We start from the raw sequence: 16514 nt of genomic DNA on the forward strand, positions 1-16514 counted from the left end.
CTTTTACTGACGCCGACCGAACTGTCTCAACCCTTGCGTAGTCCCGGCGGCACCACACCCTTGAGCCCAAGATTGAGCGAGCACCTCCGGTCGCACGGAAGTTCTTCCTCGAAGAGGATGCGGCCACAAGCCCAACGTTGACGAGCATCGAGCGAGTCTACGTTGGGTTACAGCGGATAGCGGCACCTACTCCGAAGGAGTTGTGGCGGTCTGGCTTATCTGCCCCCACCGCCGAATCAACAACCCTCCAACCACGTTATTTCCCAGACCTCAATCCCGCCGTATTCACCGCAATCACCCGATAGCCCTCCGCTTTCGTTCCCTCAGCCACAGCGTAACTCATCTGCACCAGCGGCATGGCCGGAGTGTCACTGTATTGCAGCCCCTGAAACACGGGCCTGCCGAAGGGATTCTTCGGCTGCGCTGGCACCGTCGCGATTTCCTTCCCGTCGCGCTCGATGATGAAATGGCCGACACCACTTTCCAGATCCGCCTCTGCGTCCCACTTCAACTCTGAGCCCTCAATCCGTACCTTGGTCGGCGCAGGCGGCGGGGTGATGTCGGCGATCGCGGTGTCTTTGACATACTGCATCCAAGCCTTGGCGGTGGCCTCATCCGGCAGCCACACTGCCTTGCCCACGTCCCCGGTAAATTTGACCGCAGGTACGGCTTCGGCCCCCAGCAACGGAGCCAACCACGCCCCCTCCTTCGACATCGATTTCAAAGCACCCCCACTATGGTCTGGCAAACGCGCGGTCAGGCACGCATCCAGCCAACGGATCGCCAGATAGCGCTGATTGCCACACTCATGGCTCGTCAGCGGATCCACCGCCACTCCCACCAGGCCGCCCTTGGCCCGCAGTTCGCTGAAGAACGTTTCGTTCGAGGGCCACACGCCGGCGAAACGCCCCTCCTTCACCGTGACACCCTCCTTCGTGCCCAAGTTGCACATGATCGGCACCTGCACCGCTTCATCAGGAATGAGATGCGCCTTGATCGCTGCCCGCTCAGGATTCACCTTCAGTAGAGGCACCCCACTGCGCTGCCACGCCGCCGCCACCCGTTGTGGATGCAGGAGCGTCATGCCGCCGGCCCAGTGCCCGCCACCACTGTGTCCCCACAGCGCCCACGGCACACTGGCCAGCTCCGGATGACCGCTCGCCTTCCCCAGGTCCCCCAGCGCCTTTTCAAAAGCCGCTCCGGATCCATTGCGCGGATCACACCACATCTGGCAGTCCGCCTTCTCCGGTTGCTCATATGCGGGTGAGAGCAACGCACAATCATGCTTCTTAGCCAGCGCCTGCCAGTGCAGGTCAAACGCCCCCGTCAGACCGGATTTGCACGAACCTTCACCACAACCGTGCTGGTGCACGATCACACCGCGAAGCATCTTCACTCCCGGCGGCACCCACACCGTGTAGTTCACGGGAAAGATCAACCCGCCCGGTTCCTTGGACGCCTCATACCGCACCCGGTAGTACGGTGCCTCCGCCGCGGGGAAAACATCATACGGCGCGCTCTGAGCCTGGAGCATCGGGAGCGGCGCGGTGGCGAGGACAAGGGAAAGACAGAGAAGATGGCGCATGTGTGGAGCATACGCGCCAGTCACGCCGGGCTTTACACCAGCTTCGCGAGACACTCTCCGTCTCCACGTTACCCATCCCGTCTTCTCGCCCTGGCCCGTCCACACATCACGCCAGTGTCTTGGAGTGCTGGCGGCTCGACGCCGCTTTCGCCTGCAGAAGAGACGCCCCATTCAATCCCCACCGTTGCCAGCCGGCGCAGCCCACTCGCTGGTTCACAAACAAGCCCCAAGACGCTTCGCGAATTGAGAAGCCTTGCCCCCGTTCTCAAGCACACTGCCCGTCGCAGACGGAACAACAGACCATGACGCTGAGGCGCCCACCCTCCTCAACCAGCGGTTAGTTCAAATCCAACTCCGCCGCCTTCGCCTTCTTCTGTTTCGCAGGTGGATAGTCGGGATGTAATCCCGCCATGCGCGGAGTGATCGGCCGGACAGGGCCGACGTTGATCGCGTAAGGGGTGGTGTTGATCAGCTTGTCAATCGCGGCCCAATTGTCTCTCACCTGTTTGGCCACGACCTCGTCCTTCTTTTTCCAATAGCGGCCCATCAGCGTCACGTTATCCATGACCAGACGGGTGTAGTCCAGCCCCACTTGGACAAACGCCACCCGACGCTGATACAGCGAACCCGCTGGTGCCGCCGCAGCCGCCCGAGTCAGTCTCTCTTGCGATTCGCGAAGAAGCTCCGGCGTGTAAAGCTCAGGGAACAAAAACACACCACCATCCGGGTTCTTGGCCGTGTAGGCCATGCGCGCCTTCTCCAGGCCTTCATAGTACTCTCTAACCGCCCCGGCCGCCGGGCCAAATCCACGCTGATAGTAATCCGCAAGAATCGCCTGCCCATCCTTCTTGGAGTCCCACACCAGTTGGGCCATCACGTAGTATTGTGGTCCCAGGGTTGCCCAATGTTCCCAGACTCCGTCGATGTAGATGCCCCGACATCCTGCCGCCGCGACATCCTTCAGATCCCGGATCGTCTGCTGGGTGGACAGATCAGGCAGCCCCTGTTGCCACCCTGCTGGGCTGCCCGTGTTGGGACGCCAGAAAAACGACGAGGTCACCTTGGCCCAGGCATCGAACTGCTCGCGATACGTCTCCCCTCTTGTCGATCCCACATCCACCAGACCGGTCCTTCCGTAGAAGTTCGCCACCAAGGTCATGATCACATTGTCTGCGGGACGGGCCACCACTGGCGCAGGTCGGGAGTGGCCATAGCTGAGCATGAGCACGCAGTAGTCTTTCCCCGGGTACTTGGCCTTTAGCTTTTCTCCAGCCTTGTTGGCAAAGGTCACGTCCCGGTCAGAAAGAGCCGGATGCACCTCAGCCAGTTTGTACCAGTTGAAGCGTCTCGGCTCTCCATCGGGATGATCCCAGGCCCGGCAGTTGGCACACACGCAATGTCCACTGGCCCAGCTATCGTTGGGTGAGGCATTAAAGACCGTCTTGCCAGGATTCGCATTTAGGTCTGCCTCCACCTCCTCCAGCCAGAGTTTCAGGACCAGAGGGTTCGAGACACAAAGCTTGGCCGTACGGGGATTCGGGAACCCGCTGCGCGTGCCATCCGGCTGCAGGGCAAAGATCTCCGGGTACTTCTCATGGTAGCGTTCCCACCAATCCCCAAAGCCGTGTCCGCCCTCCATCGTCAGCGAGCCCAGTTGGAGCCGCTGCCGGAGGGTCCACTCATGGGATTTGCCATACCCCTTGTCGCCCAGACTGGAGTAGTGAAAAACCCCTTCTCGGGAACGGATCTGGGGATGATACCGTTGCTCAAACGGTGCGAGCACAATGCGGTCCTTGGAAATCACATCTTCCCCCAGCTCCCCTGGCCAGAGCCAGCGCACACCCAGCTGGTCCTGTATGAAAGTATAGACCGCATTCACCGTGCCATACTCCGTCTGGGCATCAGGGGCCGCCCAGCGATCCCGTCCCGCGATCACCACATGCTTGTCGTTCGCCGCCAGAAGCGTCTCTTCAGGAAACTGAAACTCGAAGTCCATTCCAGGAAACAGTTTCGCAACTCCCGGCTGCACCCCCACCCAGATCGCCTGCGGCGGCACCACCGCCAACTCACCTTCGATGATCTGCGGACGCGCCCCAGTGACCTTCTCAATGGAGGCCGCCAGCTCATTCACCGCCGCCCGCGTGAAAGCTGAGGACCCTTTCGCCAATACAATGGGAAGAGCCCCCTTCCCCTTCTCAGCGAGAACCAGATCGGCCGCACGCAGCCAGGACACTGAACTCAACGCGACCAGTAGCAGGCCAAAGGATTTTATCGTCATAGGAAAGCAATGCTGATTCCCGCGCTGAAACGAAGCGGTTTGGAAAAAATTTCGTGGAAAAGCGTGATCACATCGCACCTACGCACTTTGCAGAAGCCTGGCACCACCTTGCCGCACGCCAGTGTCTTGGAGTGCTGGCGGCTCGACGCCGCTTTTGCCTGCCGAAGAAGCACCCAATCCAATTCCGACCGTTGCCAGCCGGCGAAGCCTACTCGCTAGGCCACAAGCAAGCCCCTCCCGCTGCTCACCCGCGGAAGCCCCCCATCTCCTTTAGACAACGCACCACCCCTGCTCCCGTACCTAGGTTCTATCCCATCACCACAGCCGCCAAAGCGGTGTCGAGCCACACGCACTCCAAGACGCTTCGCGAGGCAGCAAGCGCTGGAGCTCGTTACACCCTACAAACTTTGCCCACTTCTCAAAGCCCCCGTCCCGGATGGGCGCCTGGAGGCTGCCCCTTGAGCACGGAGTTCGAGGAAGCATGAAACCGTCCCGGAGGGACGCCGGAAATTGGCCGGTGGTGGAGGCCTGTCATCAGGCCGGGAACCACCGGACTATGAACACAATAATCTCCCGTCCCGGAGGGACGGCGGATCGCGGCACTCCAACGCAACAAACAAACATCAATCGCCCTTCTCCTGCTCCACCAGCTTCTGAATCGCAGCCTGATAGTCCGCCTCAAGCCAATCAGGCAATTCAGTCCGCTCGGCACGCCAGATAGGAAAGGCGATGTCCCCGGCAAAGATCGTAAAGCCAGTTTCGGTGCGCTCCACCGTCCTCGTCCAACTGTTCCCTTTGGGCGACAGCCTAAACCTCAGCGTAACTAGATCATCCAACGTGAACCACAGCCGCATGATCCCTTGCCCCTTGCTTCGATCGTTCGTCGCAAGAAACTGCACCGCATACCCTTTCTCATCGAAAATGAGAACACCTGGTGCCCCCTCGAAATCATGCTCCACCCACCAATATCCAATCAGGTCAACAGGGAGGGTAAAGCTGAGAGATTTCATGGGCTCGTCTATGTTCATTCGATGAAGCTCAACGTTCCGATCATCCGCTCGCACTCCGCCAGTTCCCGCAGGCGGGGTCAATTCACAGGTCTCTGATTGCGAGAATAAACCACCACTGCGGGCTCATTTGGCAAGGGAAAAACAATCGTGGGGCAGACATCATTCGCACCCCCAAAAACACGGGGCACGGATTCCAAGACGCTTCCCCAACCAACGTCGGAGTCGTTGACCTCCACTGCGTGTCCATCTGAGGTCTCAAAACTCAAGTAGCGCACCACAGCGCCATCCGGAAGACTCTCTGTATACGAGAGAACCTTCCAAATATCGTCCAAAGGCAACTCTGCTTCGGCATTTGTTTCGAAAACCACCCGAAGCCCCGCTCGTGTTAGCTCTGCTGAAGGCATAGTTGATCAAGCAAACCACGGCGGCAGCAGCATCTCAAGGAAGGTTTACGCGCTTTTGCCCCCGCCCTTGCAACTTCAAGAACTGATCCGGTTGCCCAAAGTACCCATAAAACTCCTCCTCCCAGAAGTATCCCTCCTGCCTCCAGGCGACGAGCTTGTTGAGCATTTCGGCGAACGATAGAGGAATTACGCAGGTCATCTCTGTGGCACCCGCTTGGCTTCTGAAGCCGATCCCCGCAGGGGATCTGTACCACAGCCCAAGGTTGCCGAGCTTCCAGCGAGGCTACCTTGGGTTTCCGCAGCCGGAAATCTCAGGTGTGGAAGCCGACGACGTCAGCTTCTCCCTCATCGCCACCAACACCTCCAGGACATTCCAAACGAGGCCCCTGCATTCAAGATCCAAGTCCCAAGAAGACGCCTACATCCACCCGAACTGGAAAACACCTGGAGTTCCCTTTCCTCATGAATCCATATTGAGGTCAAAAAGGCAGCTCCGCAGATCTCTATTCGTCATCCAACTAAGCCCGCAAGATAATTGGCAATTTCAGATTCGCCTCGCTCCTCAGCAAACCCCAAGGCATCCATATCCTTCATCGAGTTCCCTGTGTATTTCACTCGAACGTCAATCCCCTTCGCTATGAGCAGTTTCACGATCTTTGAGCTTCCACCCTGAATGGCACTGAAAAGCGGATTCCTTTCTGGTTCACTCACGTCCAAGGCTGCACCGGCAGCCAAAAGCAATTCCACTGCCTTTAGGTTGCCAAAGGCTGCGGCTACATTGATGGCGGCCCCGCCAAACGCCCCCCCTTTTGCATTCACATCGGCACCTAGAGATAGCAGGCATTCGACAATCGCGGGACTTCCGGCCTGTGCCGCCACATGCAGCCAAGTACCGAAGGCTGTCATGAGTTTAAGCCTTTCCTTTGATTCGCCGATCAAAGCACGAACCTTGGTCACGTCAGCTGCCTTTATGGCCCCTCGCAACGCCTTGATGATGACAACATCTTCCGTACTCATTCAACGTCTTTGGATGTCATAAAGGGACAGACACTTTGCACCACGTCTTTTTCAAAAGCCAATTTCACGCGAGATTTCTGTAAAACTCTCTGCCGAACTCTTGAGCCCCCGGCTGAGGCTCCGCAGCATCCCGATGATAGATGAGGTCCGAAAAATCAAACCGATTCAAAACCGCCTCTCCCCTTTCGTCTTCAAATACGTCATGCACCTCATACCCGCAAAGTGCCCGGCGAATTCCATTCTCGCCCGTTAGACTCAAGTAGAGTTCGTCGATGATCCTCGCAACCATGGCTGGCTCATTCATCCCCTCCCCAAAGCCGAAGTTCGAGTATCCAGGTCCCACTGGGCACGCAGTCACATACCAAAAGTCGGACTTCGTGTACAGATCGAGGTTCGCCATGGGAACCCTTCGGTCGTCAAGGCACAGGACCAGGGATTCAAGCCCTTCCTTGATGCGGAAAGCATCAACTTCCCGATAACACTCGATCACCAGACTGAAATACATCGCCATGGTCACGCACAATGGTTGAATTTCCTGAGTATCGGCAATCCCCACTCGAAGACAAGGGCCGCCATCGCGGATGGGAGTCAAAGACCTCTGCACCCGCCGCCCTTCTGAAGCCGATCCCCGCAGGGGATCTGTACCACAGCCCAAGGTTGCCGAGCTTCCAGCGAGGCTACCTTGGGTATCCGCAGCCGGAAATCTCAGGTGTGGAAGCCGACGACGTCAGCTTCTCCCTCATCGCCACCAACACCTCCACTGCCCGATGGTCGGCTCATCCTACGCTCAACGCTCAAGAGCCGGGACGGCTCTTCCACATTTTCGGCAAGCATCACTACCCGGCATCACAGAGGGACAGACACTTTGTACCCCTTTCTGGTTCACTCACGTCCAAGGTAGCACCGGCAGCCAAAAGAACTTCCACCACCTTGGAGTTTCCGTAACCTGCAGCTAAGTTTACTGCTGTCCCACCGAATGCCCCTCCAATGGCATTAACATCCGCACCAAGGGATAACAAACATTCGACCATCTCAACATTTCCAGTCTTCGCCGCCACATGCAGCCAAGTACCGAAGGGAGTCATTAGTTGAAGCCTTTCCTTTGAACGCCGATCAAAGCACGAACCTTGGTCACGTCAGCAGACTTTACGGCCTCTCGAAGCGCCTTAATGATGACAACCTCTTCCATACTCATTCAACGTCTTTGGGTGCGATATAGGGACCGACACTTTCGGTCTCCCACAGGACGACTTTGAGTTGCTCGTGCCCACCTGTTTTTGCGGCATTTAGTCAACAAAACTAAATTGAAAACGCTCCGAGAAATTTAAACCTCTATCATGTGCCTCTACATCTCGGAACAATTCTGCAATCTTATCTTGTATGTCTCCCAGGTTCTTTTTGCTTTCGGAAGCGTTGATCCAAACGATCTCTAGCGGGCGATCCACGTCAGCCGTGAGACGATCCCAAAGCGCGTTGAGATTACGCCCGTAGAAGTCTCCCAAGTCAAGGATTTTCGCTAGGGCATCATGAAAGTCTGCCTCGCTGCCTATGGTATTACCATCTATCGTAATTCGCATCGTCTTCAGTTGTTATTTCCAGTCCGCCAGAGGAATGACGGGACCTTCCCGCAATAGCCTGTCTCATCGCACTGCGGCAACAAAACCAACCTCGTCATTGGTCCAGGTCACGGGATGGGGCGTCATAGTTGGAGTTCAAAGCTCAGTCTCGAGGGGCTCACGGCGGCGAACCGGGTGTTGGCGGGCATTTCCCGCCGCTCACGTTGCCAGTTGCGAGGTGTATCGTCGCTGTGCTGAAACATGAACACGGGGCATCCCACACAGATGCTCGAATCTCATTACCGTGAACGGTGACATCTTTGATTCCATCCCAAGAAATGGACGACGTTCTCCAACGTATGCCATTTTGATCAATGCACAACATGCGGACAAAGTCCCAAACAATCATGATCTGCTGTTCGGCATCCAATTTTACGCCCATCAACGGACGCAACGATATTCCTTCCCACTTCTTAGGCTGGTCCACATTGACCAAATAGCCTTCTCCTTTCGAGATGATTATCGCACGGATTTTATCGGGGCAACTTCCGGCGAAATTTACTGCATTCTTGGACAGGTTGCCACGAGCGAAAGTGCCATACCAAGGTTCTCCTCGCTGTGGAAAAAACTCTATTCCAAGCCCATCAACCCAACCGTCTTTCACTGCCCCTGGAAAGCAAAGACTCAGTTGTGAATATTCAGGCTCAGTTACCATGCTAGCGTGGTAACTTGCACCAAAATGGTCTTCAAATTGATTACTCATTAGGACGGAAAAATCGGTGTGTAATGATTTCAGTTCTATCGCTCGCGGATGGGCGTGAATCTCACAAAGGGACAGACCCTTTGTACCACGGCAGGGTCCAACTACAGATCCCCTTCGCCTCCCCGCAGCAGCGGATCTTCGTTCAGATAGGCCTTGGCATTCTTGAAAAGCGTAGGATCGGCATCCTGCGCCATCACCGCCAGCAGCCTTCTTGCTTCTTGATCCCCTTGCTTTGCCAAGACTCGGGAGACAGACATCAATATCGCTCGAAATGGCAAAAGCATCCCGGGGTCTCGTATCATCCCGTAGATCACTGGTCTCAAGGCGGGCTCAATCAGCTTCAGCGAGCACATGGTACGCAGCGCCTCCACCAGGTTGGGCATAACAGTCAGATCATAACGGCTCACGTCCGCCCAGCAAACTTGCTTCACAAGATTCGCACTCCCCTCCCACACGCTCCGCCCGCGCAATGACTTGTTGTCGAGCACAGCTCGCGCGACCCGCATCTGCATCGCAGCCCCCTCCGTTCGCAATGCCATCTGAAGCAACTGCTCCTGTTCAGCCGTCACTAAAGTCATGGGCCTTATTGCTTTCAGCAGTGGGAAGATTCGATCTCGATTGTAAGCTGACATGACCAAGAGCAATTCAACATCCGCCGGCTGCTTCACACACCGTGCGATCTTCTTGATGATCCGCAGCATCCTTCGGCACAGGCTATTCTGAAAGTCGAATTGCAGGCAACCAATAGGTTTGTTCCAGGTCATCACGCTGCCTGTCACTTCCGCGCCTCGTGAAACAGCCGTCTGAGATTCCCCCCATCGCGTGACCACACCTCACGCTCGAACCTAAGGCGACAGTTGATCCCTCCCCACATGAATCCTCCTTCACCATCCCTGCCCCTCTCTCCATCCCCGAAAGATCCCCGCCCTCCCCTGCGTTCGTCTCAGCCTGCCGCCCATTTTCACGGCGGCATCCAGCCATGACCTTCCGCGCCCTCTCCCAAACTTTTTCACGCTCCCGTCTCCAAGTTGCCCTGCCGCTGCTCCTGGCAACGGCGACGCTCCCTCTCTCCCGGTCCGCCTCAGCTGCGCCGGAGGATGACCAGTATGTACTGGGGCCGGACTCCGTGGCCCAGGAAGGGGTGCCACGCGGCAAGGTGATCCCCATGGCTCCCTGGCAGTCCAAGATCTTTGAAGGCACGACCCGCGACTGGTGGATCTATGTCCCCGCCCAGTATGATGGTTCCAAGCCCGCCAGCGTACTCGTGCTGCAGGACGGCGGGGCCTCCAAAGGTGACCCCAAACAGGCCGGGCCCAACAATGCCACCTATGTTCTGGACAACCTGATCCACAAAAAGGAGTTGCCCGTCACCATCGCCATCTTCATCAGCCCCGGCAGTTTCCCGGCCACCAATCCCGGGGAGAAACCCCGCAGCAACCGCAGCTTCGAGTACGACACGCCTTCTGATCAATACGCCCGGTTCCTCCTTGAAGAGATCCTTCCGGAAGTGAGCAAGCAGTACAAGCTCACTGATGATCCCGAGCAGCGCGCCCTCGCCGGTGGCAGCAGCGGCGGCATCTGCGCCTTCACCGTGGCCTGGGAGCGCCCTGACTCCTTCCGCAAGGTGATCAGCCACATCGGCAGCTTCACCAACATCCGCGGCGGCTACACCTACCCTGCGCAGATCCGCAAGACCAAGCCTGAGGTGGCCAAGAACACCTACAACACCCCGGAGCTAGAGAAGCTCCTCGAATCCCGCCGGAAGATCCGCGTGTTCCTCCAGGACGGCAAGAATGACATCGACAACCAGTTCGGCAACTGGCCCCTGGCGAACCAGGATATGGCCGCGGCGCTCAAGTTCGCCGGCTGGAACTATCAGTTCGTTCTGGGCGAAGGCACCCACAACGGCAAGCACGGGGCGTCTTTGTTTCCTAACACTCTGCGCTGGATCTGGCAGACAGAAAAACCAGCCGACCCGGCCCCTGCTCCAGCCGCCAAGTAGCCCCGGCCCCATGCCAGGCTAGATCCATTCCCGACCAGACCGGGCTGACCTTGACAAAGGCAGCCCGGTTTTGTTTGCAACTCATTTCCCTGCCGGCGGGATCCCGGCTTGTTTCCTATTTCTTGTCCGTCACCAACTCATAGTCCGCTGGCACCACGAAGTCGGCATCTGGCAGCGGCGTGGTCTTGACGTCCTCCAGGGTGGTGGTGGCCGTGGCCCCGCCCAGATCCACATGGCTCTTCACCACCATGCCATTGATGTCGTTCAGCACATTCACACCGCCCAGAGTGCTGAGCGTGGCGAGGTCGGTCTTGATGGCTTCATAGTTGGGGAAGTCCTTTGCCACCCAGAGCTTGCTCTTGATGCCGCCACCGAAGTCCCACTCGTGGATCTCGCAGTTGTAGACCCCTATCTTCTCCATTTTGCCCGTGCCCAGTGGCCGGTGCAGCCGGGCGGAGGCCAGCGACTTGGCGATCTCCGCCGCCACCGGTCCTGTCTTGAAGTTGGTTTTGGAGAGCTTCTTCGTCCCGTGGATGAGGATGATCATCTCTCCCGTGGTCGTATCGATGAGATTGGTCTGAGCCGTTCCACTGTCGATGCGGATCTTGGTGCCTTTCACCTTCATCACAGAAGGGTTCTGCGCCCCGGTACTGTTGGATTTTTGCACCAGGGTCAGATCCGCACGCCCCGTGGCAGGCACAATGCAAAGCAGGAGGGCGGCGAAGAAGGAAAGCGGTTTCATGGGAGGGGGAGCAAGCAAGTCTGCATTGCCCGGCTGGTCAAGGACCATCCCGGACCGTCCGGGCAGAATTGACAGCCCCCGTATCGCGCCTTAGGGACCACCTGGACACCCGCCCGCTCCCCTCTCCGTTCCGCACCGCGCCCATGACTCCTGAAGATTGGCAGACCCTCTGGCTCACCATCTGGACGGCAGCGGCAGCGGTGGCACTGATCCTCCCACCCGGGGCCGCCCTCGCCTGGTTGCTGGCACGGAAGCGCTGGCCGGGCAAGACACTGGTGGAGACCCTGGTGGCCCTGCCCCTGGTCGTTCCCCCTGTGGCCACGGGACTGGTGCTACTCAAGCTCCTCGGCCGTCGCGGCCCCGTCGGGGGCTGGCTTTACCAAACCTTCGGCTGGGAGATCGTCTTTACCTGGAAAGCCGTCGTGGTGGCCCTCGCGGTCATGTCCTTCCCCCTGCTGGTCCGCAGCCTGCGCACCGCGTTTGAAGGGGTCCCCGTGCGTCTGGAGGGCATCGCCCGCACTTTGGGTCGCGGCCCTTGGAACGTCTTCTGGACCGTCACCCTTCCGCTCGCCCGCCGGGGCCTGGCTGCCGGAGTCGTCCTGTCCTTCGCCCGCGCACTGGGCGAGTTCGGCGCCACCATCATGGTGGCAGGCTTTATCTCGGGCAAGACCTCCACCCTTTCGCTCTCCATCTATCAGCTCGTCCAGACCGGCCAGGATGCCCATGCCATGAAGCTCCTGGGCATCTCCGTGGTACTGGCCTTCGCCGCCCTCTGGATCAGCGAACTCCTCACCCGCCGGAGGCAGCCCTCATGAGTCTGATCCTGGAAAACCTCCGCCTCCCGCTGGCCGACTTCGCCCTGGAAGTGAATGTGGAGCTCGCCGCCCCGGTCACCGGCCTCTTTGGCCCTTCTGGCGCGGGCAAGACTTCCCTGCTTGAGGTGGTAGCCGGCCTGCGCCGACCAACCGCTGGCCGGGTGCAACTCCACGGCCGCGTGCTCGATGATGCAGCCGCGCGCCAGCACCTGCCACCAGAGCGTCGACAGGTCGGCTATGTGCCACAGGATCTCGCCCTCTTCCCCCACCTCAATGCGCGGGCGAATCTCGAGTTTGGCCATGCGCCCGGAAGTCCCCTTCCCAGCGCAAAGGTGGTGGATATCCTCGAACTCGCCCCGCTCCTGGACCGCCGGGTGCACCACCTCAGCGGCGGGGAGAAACAACGCGTCGCGCTCGGTCGCGCCCTGTTGGCCTCCCCGGCCATCCTCCTCATGGATGAGCCCCTCTCCAGCCTCGACCAGAGGTTGCGTCAGCGCGTGCTGCCCTACCTTCAGGCCATCCGCCGCGAGTTCTCCATCCCCATGATCTACGTGAGCCATGCCCGAGATGAGATCGAGATGCTTTGCGATGAAGTACTCGAGATCGCCGGGGGGCAATGCACGAGGCGATCGTAGGAAACATTTTCTGCGTGGCGGGCGTTGATAGCAGCCACCATGCGCATGCGCCTCCCTGTCCTCCTCACCGCCCTTCTCTTCGCCTCACAGGCTCCAGCCATTGACGACTACAAGATCGGCGAACTGGCGCTGGAGAAGCCCGGCGTGCCCAAAGGCTCCCTCACCCAGATGCCCACCTGGAACTCCAAGGTGTATGCCGGCACCACGCGGGACTGGTGGATCTATGTGCCCGCCCAGTACAGCGCCGAAAAGCCCGCCGCCCTCATGGTCTTTCAGGATGGGCATGACTACGTGAACCTCAAGGGCAACTGGCGCGTGCCCACCGTCTTTGACAATCTCATCGCCTCCGGGGCCATGCCACCCACCATCGGCATCTTCATCAATCCCGGCCATCTGGGTGAGCAGAAGCCTCAGAGTGCCTGGAAGTCCAACAACCGCGGCAAGGAATACAACACCCTCGGCAACACGTATTCGAAGTTCCTGCTCGAGGAGATCATCCCTGAGGTGCAGAAGCAATACAAGCTGGTGGAGGATCCCGAGCAATGGGCCATCGGCGGAGCCAGCAGCGGGGCCATCTGCGCCTTCACGGTCGCGTGGGAACGGCCAGACAAGTTCCGCAAGGTCTTCTCCACCATCGGCAGCTATGTGGACCTTGCTGGCGGCCATGCGTACCCGTATCTCATCCGCGTCGCCGAGCGCAAGCCACTGCGCATCTTCCTGCAAGACGGAGCCAACGATCTGGACAACCCCTACGGCAACTGGCCGCTGGCCAACCAGATGATGTTCTCCTCCCTCAACTACATGAAGTACGATGTGAAGCTTGAGTACGGCGACGGCCAGCACAACAGCAAGCACGGCGGCTCCATCTTCCCCGAGGCCATGCAATGGCTCTGGCGCAAGCAGTAAACGCCCCTCCCACCACCGACCGATCCCACCCGATCCTTCTCCCCAGGCTTTATGAAACAATTTCTCGCTGCCGCACTGCTTCTCTCCCCGCTGGCCGGACTGATGGCCCAGGACACCTCCCTGCATGACAACCTCGTCCCCGGCGAAGGCTGGCAGGAAGCCGTCACCGGCTTCGCTTTCACCGACGGCCTGGCCACCGACGTTGCGGGCAACCTACTCTTCACCGATGTGAAGTCCGGCAAGGGCATCTACCAGCTGGGTCCAGATGGCAAGGTCAACCTCCTCATCGACAACCAGCCCGGCATCAGTGGCCTGGCCCCCGGACCAGATGGCCGCCTCTATGCCTGCCAGAACAAGGCAGGCAAGGTGGTGGTGTTTGAAAAGGACGGCACCGTGAAGGAACTGATCAAGGACGTGAAGCCCAATGACCTGATCGTCACTTCCAAAGGGTTCGTGTACTTCACAGAGACACCAACCAAGCGCATCCACTGCATCACCCCTGAGGGCAAGACCTTTGTGGCAGATGAAGGCCACGTGCTTCGACCCAATGGCATCACGCTCTCCGCTGACCAGAGCACGCTGGCCGTGTCCGAGCATGGCGGCAGCAAGGTCTGGGCCTGGCAGATCCAGCCTGACGGCACGCTCAAGGGCGGATCTCCGTACATGACGATGCTCGTCTCCCCCAACAACGCCAAAGGTGAGGCGCTGGGTGATGGCGCCACCACGGATGAGAAAGGCCGCTACTACGTCACCACCGAGCTCGGCATCCAGGTCTTCGATGCCATGGGCCGCCTCTCCGGCACCATCGCACCACCCTATCTGGGGGCCAAAATCGTGAGCGTGGAGTTCGCCGGCCCCGGCCGGGACTGGCTCTACGTCTGCGCCGGGGACAAGATCTACAAACGCAAAACCAACACCCGCGCCGCATGGACCACCGCTCCCGCTGCCGCCAAGCCCTAGCAGGAGACCTCACAGAGGGGCATTATTTCATCGACTTTCAGCAGCAGGCCTGACAATCCGCACTTGCGTTTTGTCCTTGCTTGCGTTGTTCTTGCAGCATGACGTCATTCTGGCAGCGATTCCCGCCGCCGCTCCGCATCAGCATCCCTTTGCTGATGCTGGTCTTCAGTCTCGGGTTTGTTACGTTCAACACGTGGTTGCTTCTCCGGAGTGACCTGCGCATTGCGGAGGACCGGGTCATTGACCAGGCGGAGCGGACCGCAGCACGTCTGGCGGAGATGGTCGCCCTACGCCAGGGGACGAATGAAACCAGCCTGCAGCGGGAGCTCGCCTTCCTGGCTCGGGATCCCCGCGTGCACTGGGCCGTCATCTGCAATCAAGACCAAACCATCGTCTTCAGCACCCGGGCAGACTGGCTGGGGCAACCCGCCGCCACCCCCCTGCCTCCCCAGGCGGTGGCACTAGCCCTCCGTGCGGCCCGGGACCGCGCCCCAGCCTACAGCACCGATCACAAGCAGGCCGCCTACGCCGTGCGCCCTCTGCCCAGTGAGTCGGACGATCCCCTCCAGTGGCTCGTGATCGTTGAGCATGACCTGACCAAGGCGGTGACCATCGCCTACGGCAGCGCCCGCAGCCAGGGCCTGGTCTCCGCCGGGGTACACGCCGTGGCCTGCCTGCTCCTGTGGCTGGGGCTACACCAGTTCTTCACCCGGCGCACCCGGCAGCTCCTGGAGAAGGCCCGCATCACAGAAGCCGGCGAGGCCCTGCCGGAGCCCCTCTCCGGGGGAGATGAATTTGCCGAGCTGAGCCGCGCCCTCCGGGAGAACCAAGACCGCTTCCACCAGCTGGCGGACAACGTGGGCGACCTCTTCTTCATCTTTACCCGGGACCGGAAGGTCATCTATGTGAACCCAGCGTATGAGACCATGTGGGGACGCAGCATCCAGCGGCTCATGGAGGACCCGGAAAGCTGGAAGGACTACGTCCTGGAGGAGTACGTGGAGGCGCTGGACCACTCCATGGATCCCCTCATGCACGGTGCCACCATGTCCCAGTGTGAGTACCGCATCCAGCATCCTGACGGCTCCATCCGCTGGATCGAGGGGCGGCTCTTCCCCGTCAAGAACGCGGCGGGCGAGGTCTACCGGATCGCCGCCCTGTGTCGGGACGTCACCGACCGCAAGGCCTCAGAGCAGCAGATGCTCAATGTGAGCGAGCGGGAACGGCGCAACATCGGGCATGATCTCCACGACGACCTGTGCCAGCGCCTGGCCGCCATCAAGCTCAAGTGCGAGCTGTTCACCGACTCCCTGCGCAACCAGGCCCCGCCCAATGTAGCGCAGGCCGCAGAGATCAGCCGCCAGATCGCGGAGGCCACCTCCGTCTGCCGGAACATCGCCCGCGGCCTCGCTCCGGTGGACCTGGAGGGCGACGGTCTCATGGGCGCCCTGGCCAAACTGACGAAAAACGTGGAGTCCATGTATGAAATCCCGTGCTTCTTCTATTGTCCGCATTCTGTGATGGTGGACAACCCCAACGCTGCGGTAAACTTATACCGGATAGCCCAGGAACTTGTTAACAACGCCGCCCGACATGGCAATGCCACCCGAATCGACATCCGTCTGGAAATGAACGCAGAATCAGTGAGAATTGAGGTTTTGAACGACGGAGTGGAATTTCGCGACACACCAGAAAATAGAACCGGCATGGGTTTAAAAATTATCCATTATCGCGTCAATGCGATCGGGGCAAACGTACGCATTTCTCCGCGCAAAGACGGAATCCGGGGCACCGCCGCTGTGGTCATCGCCTCCCATTCCACCTGCAATCCCAACTAACGA

The 16514-nt window shown here is 59.3% G+C and carries 16 protein-coding genes; 7 read left to right on the forward strand and 9 right to left on the reverse strand.

Translation table 11 applies throughout. The annotated features are described in order from the left end of the window. Positions 1-256 precede the first annotated feature (256 nt). The 5 genes from BV106_RS31580 to BV106_RS31600 form a co-directional block, all read right to left on the reverse strand. Complete coding sequence (locus tag BV106_RS31580; RefSeq protein WP_038171591.1) at positions 257-1585, reverse strand: hypothetical protein; 1329 nt, start codon at positions 1583-1585, stop codon at positions 257-259. Between the two features lie 337 nt (positions 1586-1922). Further along, positions 1923-3863, reverse strand: coding sequence for a DUF4838 domain-containing protein (locus tag BV106_RS31585; RefSeq protein ID WP_038171593.1), 1941 nt, complete (start codon positions 3861-3863; stop codon positions 1923-1925). Between the two features lie 623 nt (positions 3864-4486). Next, a complete protein-coding gene (locus tag BV106_RS31590; RefSeq protein WP_265596276.1) occupies positions 4487-4873 on the reverse strand; it encodes a hypothetical protein in 387 nt (128 codons plus the stop codon). Positions 4874-5787: 914 nt separating this feature from the next. Beyond that, positions 5788-6294 carry an ankyrin repeat domain-containing protein gene (locus tag BV106_RS31595; protein ID WP_038171597.1) on the reverse strand — a complete coding sequence of 169 codons (507 nt, stop codon included), beginning with the start codon at positions 6292-6294 and terminating at the stop codon, positions 5788-5790. 64 nt (positions 6295-6358) lie between these two features. Next, positions 6359-6805, reverse strand: coding sequence for a hypothetical protein (locus tag BV106_RS31600; RefSeq protein WP_038171598.1), 447 nt, complete (start codon positions 6803-6805; stop codon positions 6359-6361). A gap of 11 nt (positions 6806-6816) precedes the next feature. Between BV106_RS31600 and BV106_RS39065 the strand changes: the two genes are divergently transcribed. Then, positions 6817-7239 (forward strand): hypothetical protein, encoded by a 423-nt coding sequence (locus BV106_RS39065; protein ID WP_038171600.1) that lies wholly within the window; start codon positions 6817-6819, stop codon positions 7237-7239. 341 nt (positions 7240-7580) lie between these two features. Here the strand turns inward: BV106_RS39065 and BV106_RS31610 are convergent, their stop codons facing one another. From BV106_RS31610 to BV106_RS31615, 3 genes are all read right to left on the reverse strand, one after another. Continuing rightward, positions 7581-7871: a barstar family protein gene (locus BV106_RS31610; RefSeq protein WP_038171602.1), complete on the reverse strand. Its 291-nt coding sequence runs from the start codon at positions 7869-7871 to the stop codon at positions 7581-7583. Between the two features lie 157 nt (positions 7872-8028). Continuing rightward, positions 8029-8613: a hypothetical protein gene (locus BV106_RS39070; protein ID WP_265596277.1), complete on the reverse strand. Its 585-nt coding sequence runs from the start codon at positions 8611-8613 to the stop codon at positions 8029-8031. Between the two features lie 101 nt (positions 8614-8714). After that, positions 8715-9377 (reverse strand): hypothetical protein, encoded by a 663-nt coding sequence (locus tag BV106_RS31615; protein WP_038171605.1) that lies wholly within the window; start codon positions 9375-9377, stop codon positions 8715-8717. A gap of 215 nt (positions 9378-9592) precedes the next feature. On the opposite strand from BV106_RS31615, the gene BV106_RS31620 reads away from it, so the two are divergent. Next, positions 9593-10615 carry an alpha/beta hydrolase-fold protein gene (locus tag BV106_RS31620; RefSeq protein ID WP_051946645.1) on the forward strand — a complete coding sequence of 341 codons (1023 nt, stop codon included), beginning with the start codon at positions 9593-9595 and terminating at the stop codon, positions 10613-10615. A gap of 115 nt (positions 10616-10730) precedes the next feature. Here the strand turns inward: BV106_RS31620 and BV106_RS31625 are convergent, their stop codons facing one another. After that, positions 10731-11357 (reverse strand): DUF4412 domain-containing protein, encoded by a 627-nt coding sequence (locus tag BV106_RS31625; RefSeq protein ID WP_265596278.1) that lies wholly within the window; start codon positions 11355-11357, stop codon positions 10731-10733. Between the two features lie 143 nt (positions 11358-11500). On the opposite strand from BV106_RS31625, the gene modB reads away from it, so the two are divergent. The 5 genes from modB (at position 11501) to BV106_RS31650 (ending at position 16511) form a co-directional block, all read left to right on the forward strand. Continuing rightward, positions 11501-12172, forward strand: a complete 672-nt coding sequence (gene modB / locus BV106_RS31630) for a molybdate ABC transporter permease subunit (protein WP_038171609.1) — start codon at positions 11501-11503, stop codon at positions 12170-12172. Further along, a complete protein-coding gene (locus tag BV106_RS31635) occupies positions 12169-12807 on the forward strand; it encodes an ATP-binding cassette domain-containing protein (RefSeq protein WP_038171612.1) in 639 nt (212 codons plus the stop codon). The genes modB and BV106_RS31635 overlap by 4 nt, the downstream gene beginning before the upstream one ends. 45 nt (positions 12808-12852) lie before the next feature. Then, positions 12853-13713 carry an alpha/beta hydrolase-fold protein gene (locus BV106_RS31640; RefSeq protein ID WP_265596279.1) on the forward strand — a complete coding sequence of 287 codons (861 nt, stop codon included), beginning with the start codon at positions 12853-12855 and terminating at the stop codon, positions 13711-13713. A gap of 51 nt (positions 13714-13764) precedes the next feature. Further along, positions 13765-14673, forward strand: coding sequence for an SMP-30/gluconolactonase/LRE family protein (locus BV106_RS31645; protein ID WP_038171618.1), 909 nt, complete (start codon positions 13765-13767; stop codon positions 14671-14673). A 98-nt stretch (positions 14674-14771) separates the two neighbouring features. Next, complete coding sequence (locus BV106_RS31650) at positions 14772-16511, forward strand: PAS domain S-box protein (RefSeq protein WP_038171620.1); 1740 nt, start codon at positions 14772-14774, stop codon at positions 16509-16511. The last annotated feature ends 3 nt before the right edge of the window (positions 16512-16514 follow it).

The organism is Verrucomicrobium sp. BvORR106 (genome assembly GCF_000739655.1).
In the GTDB taxonomy this organism is placed as follows: Bacteria; Verrucomicrobiota; Verrucomicrobiia; order Verrucomicrobiales; family Verrucomicrobiaceae; genus Verrucomicrobium.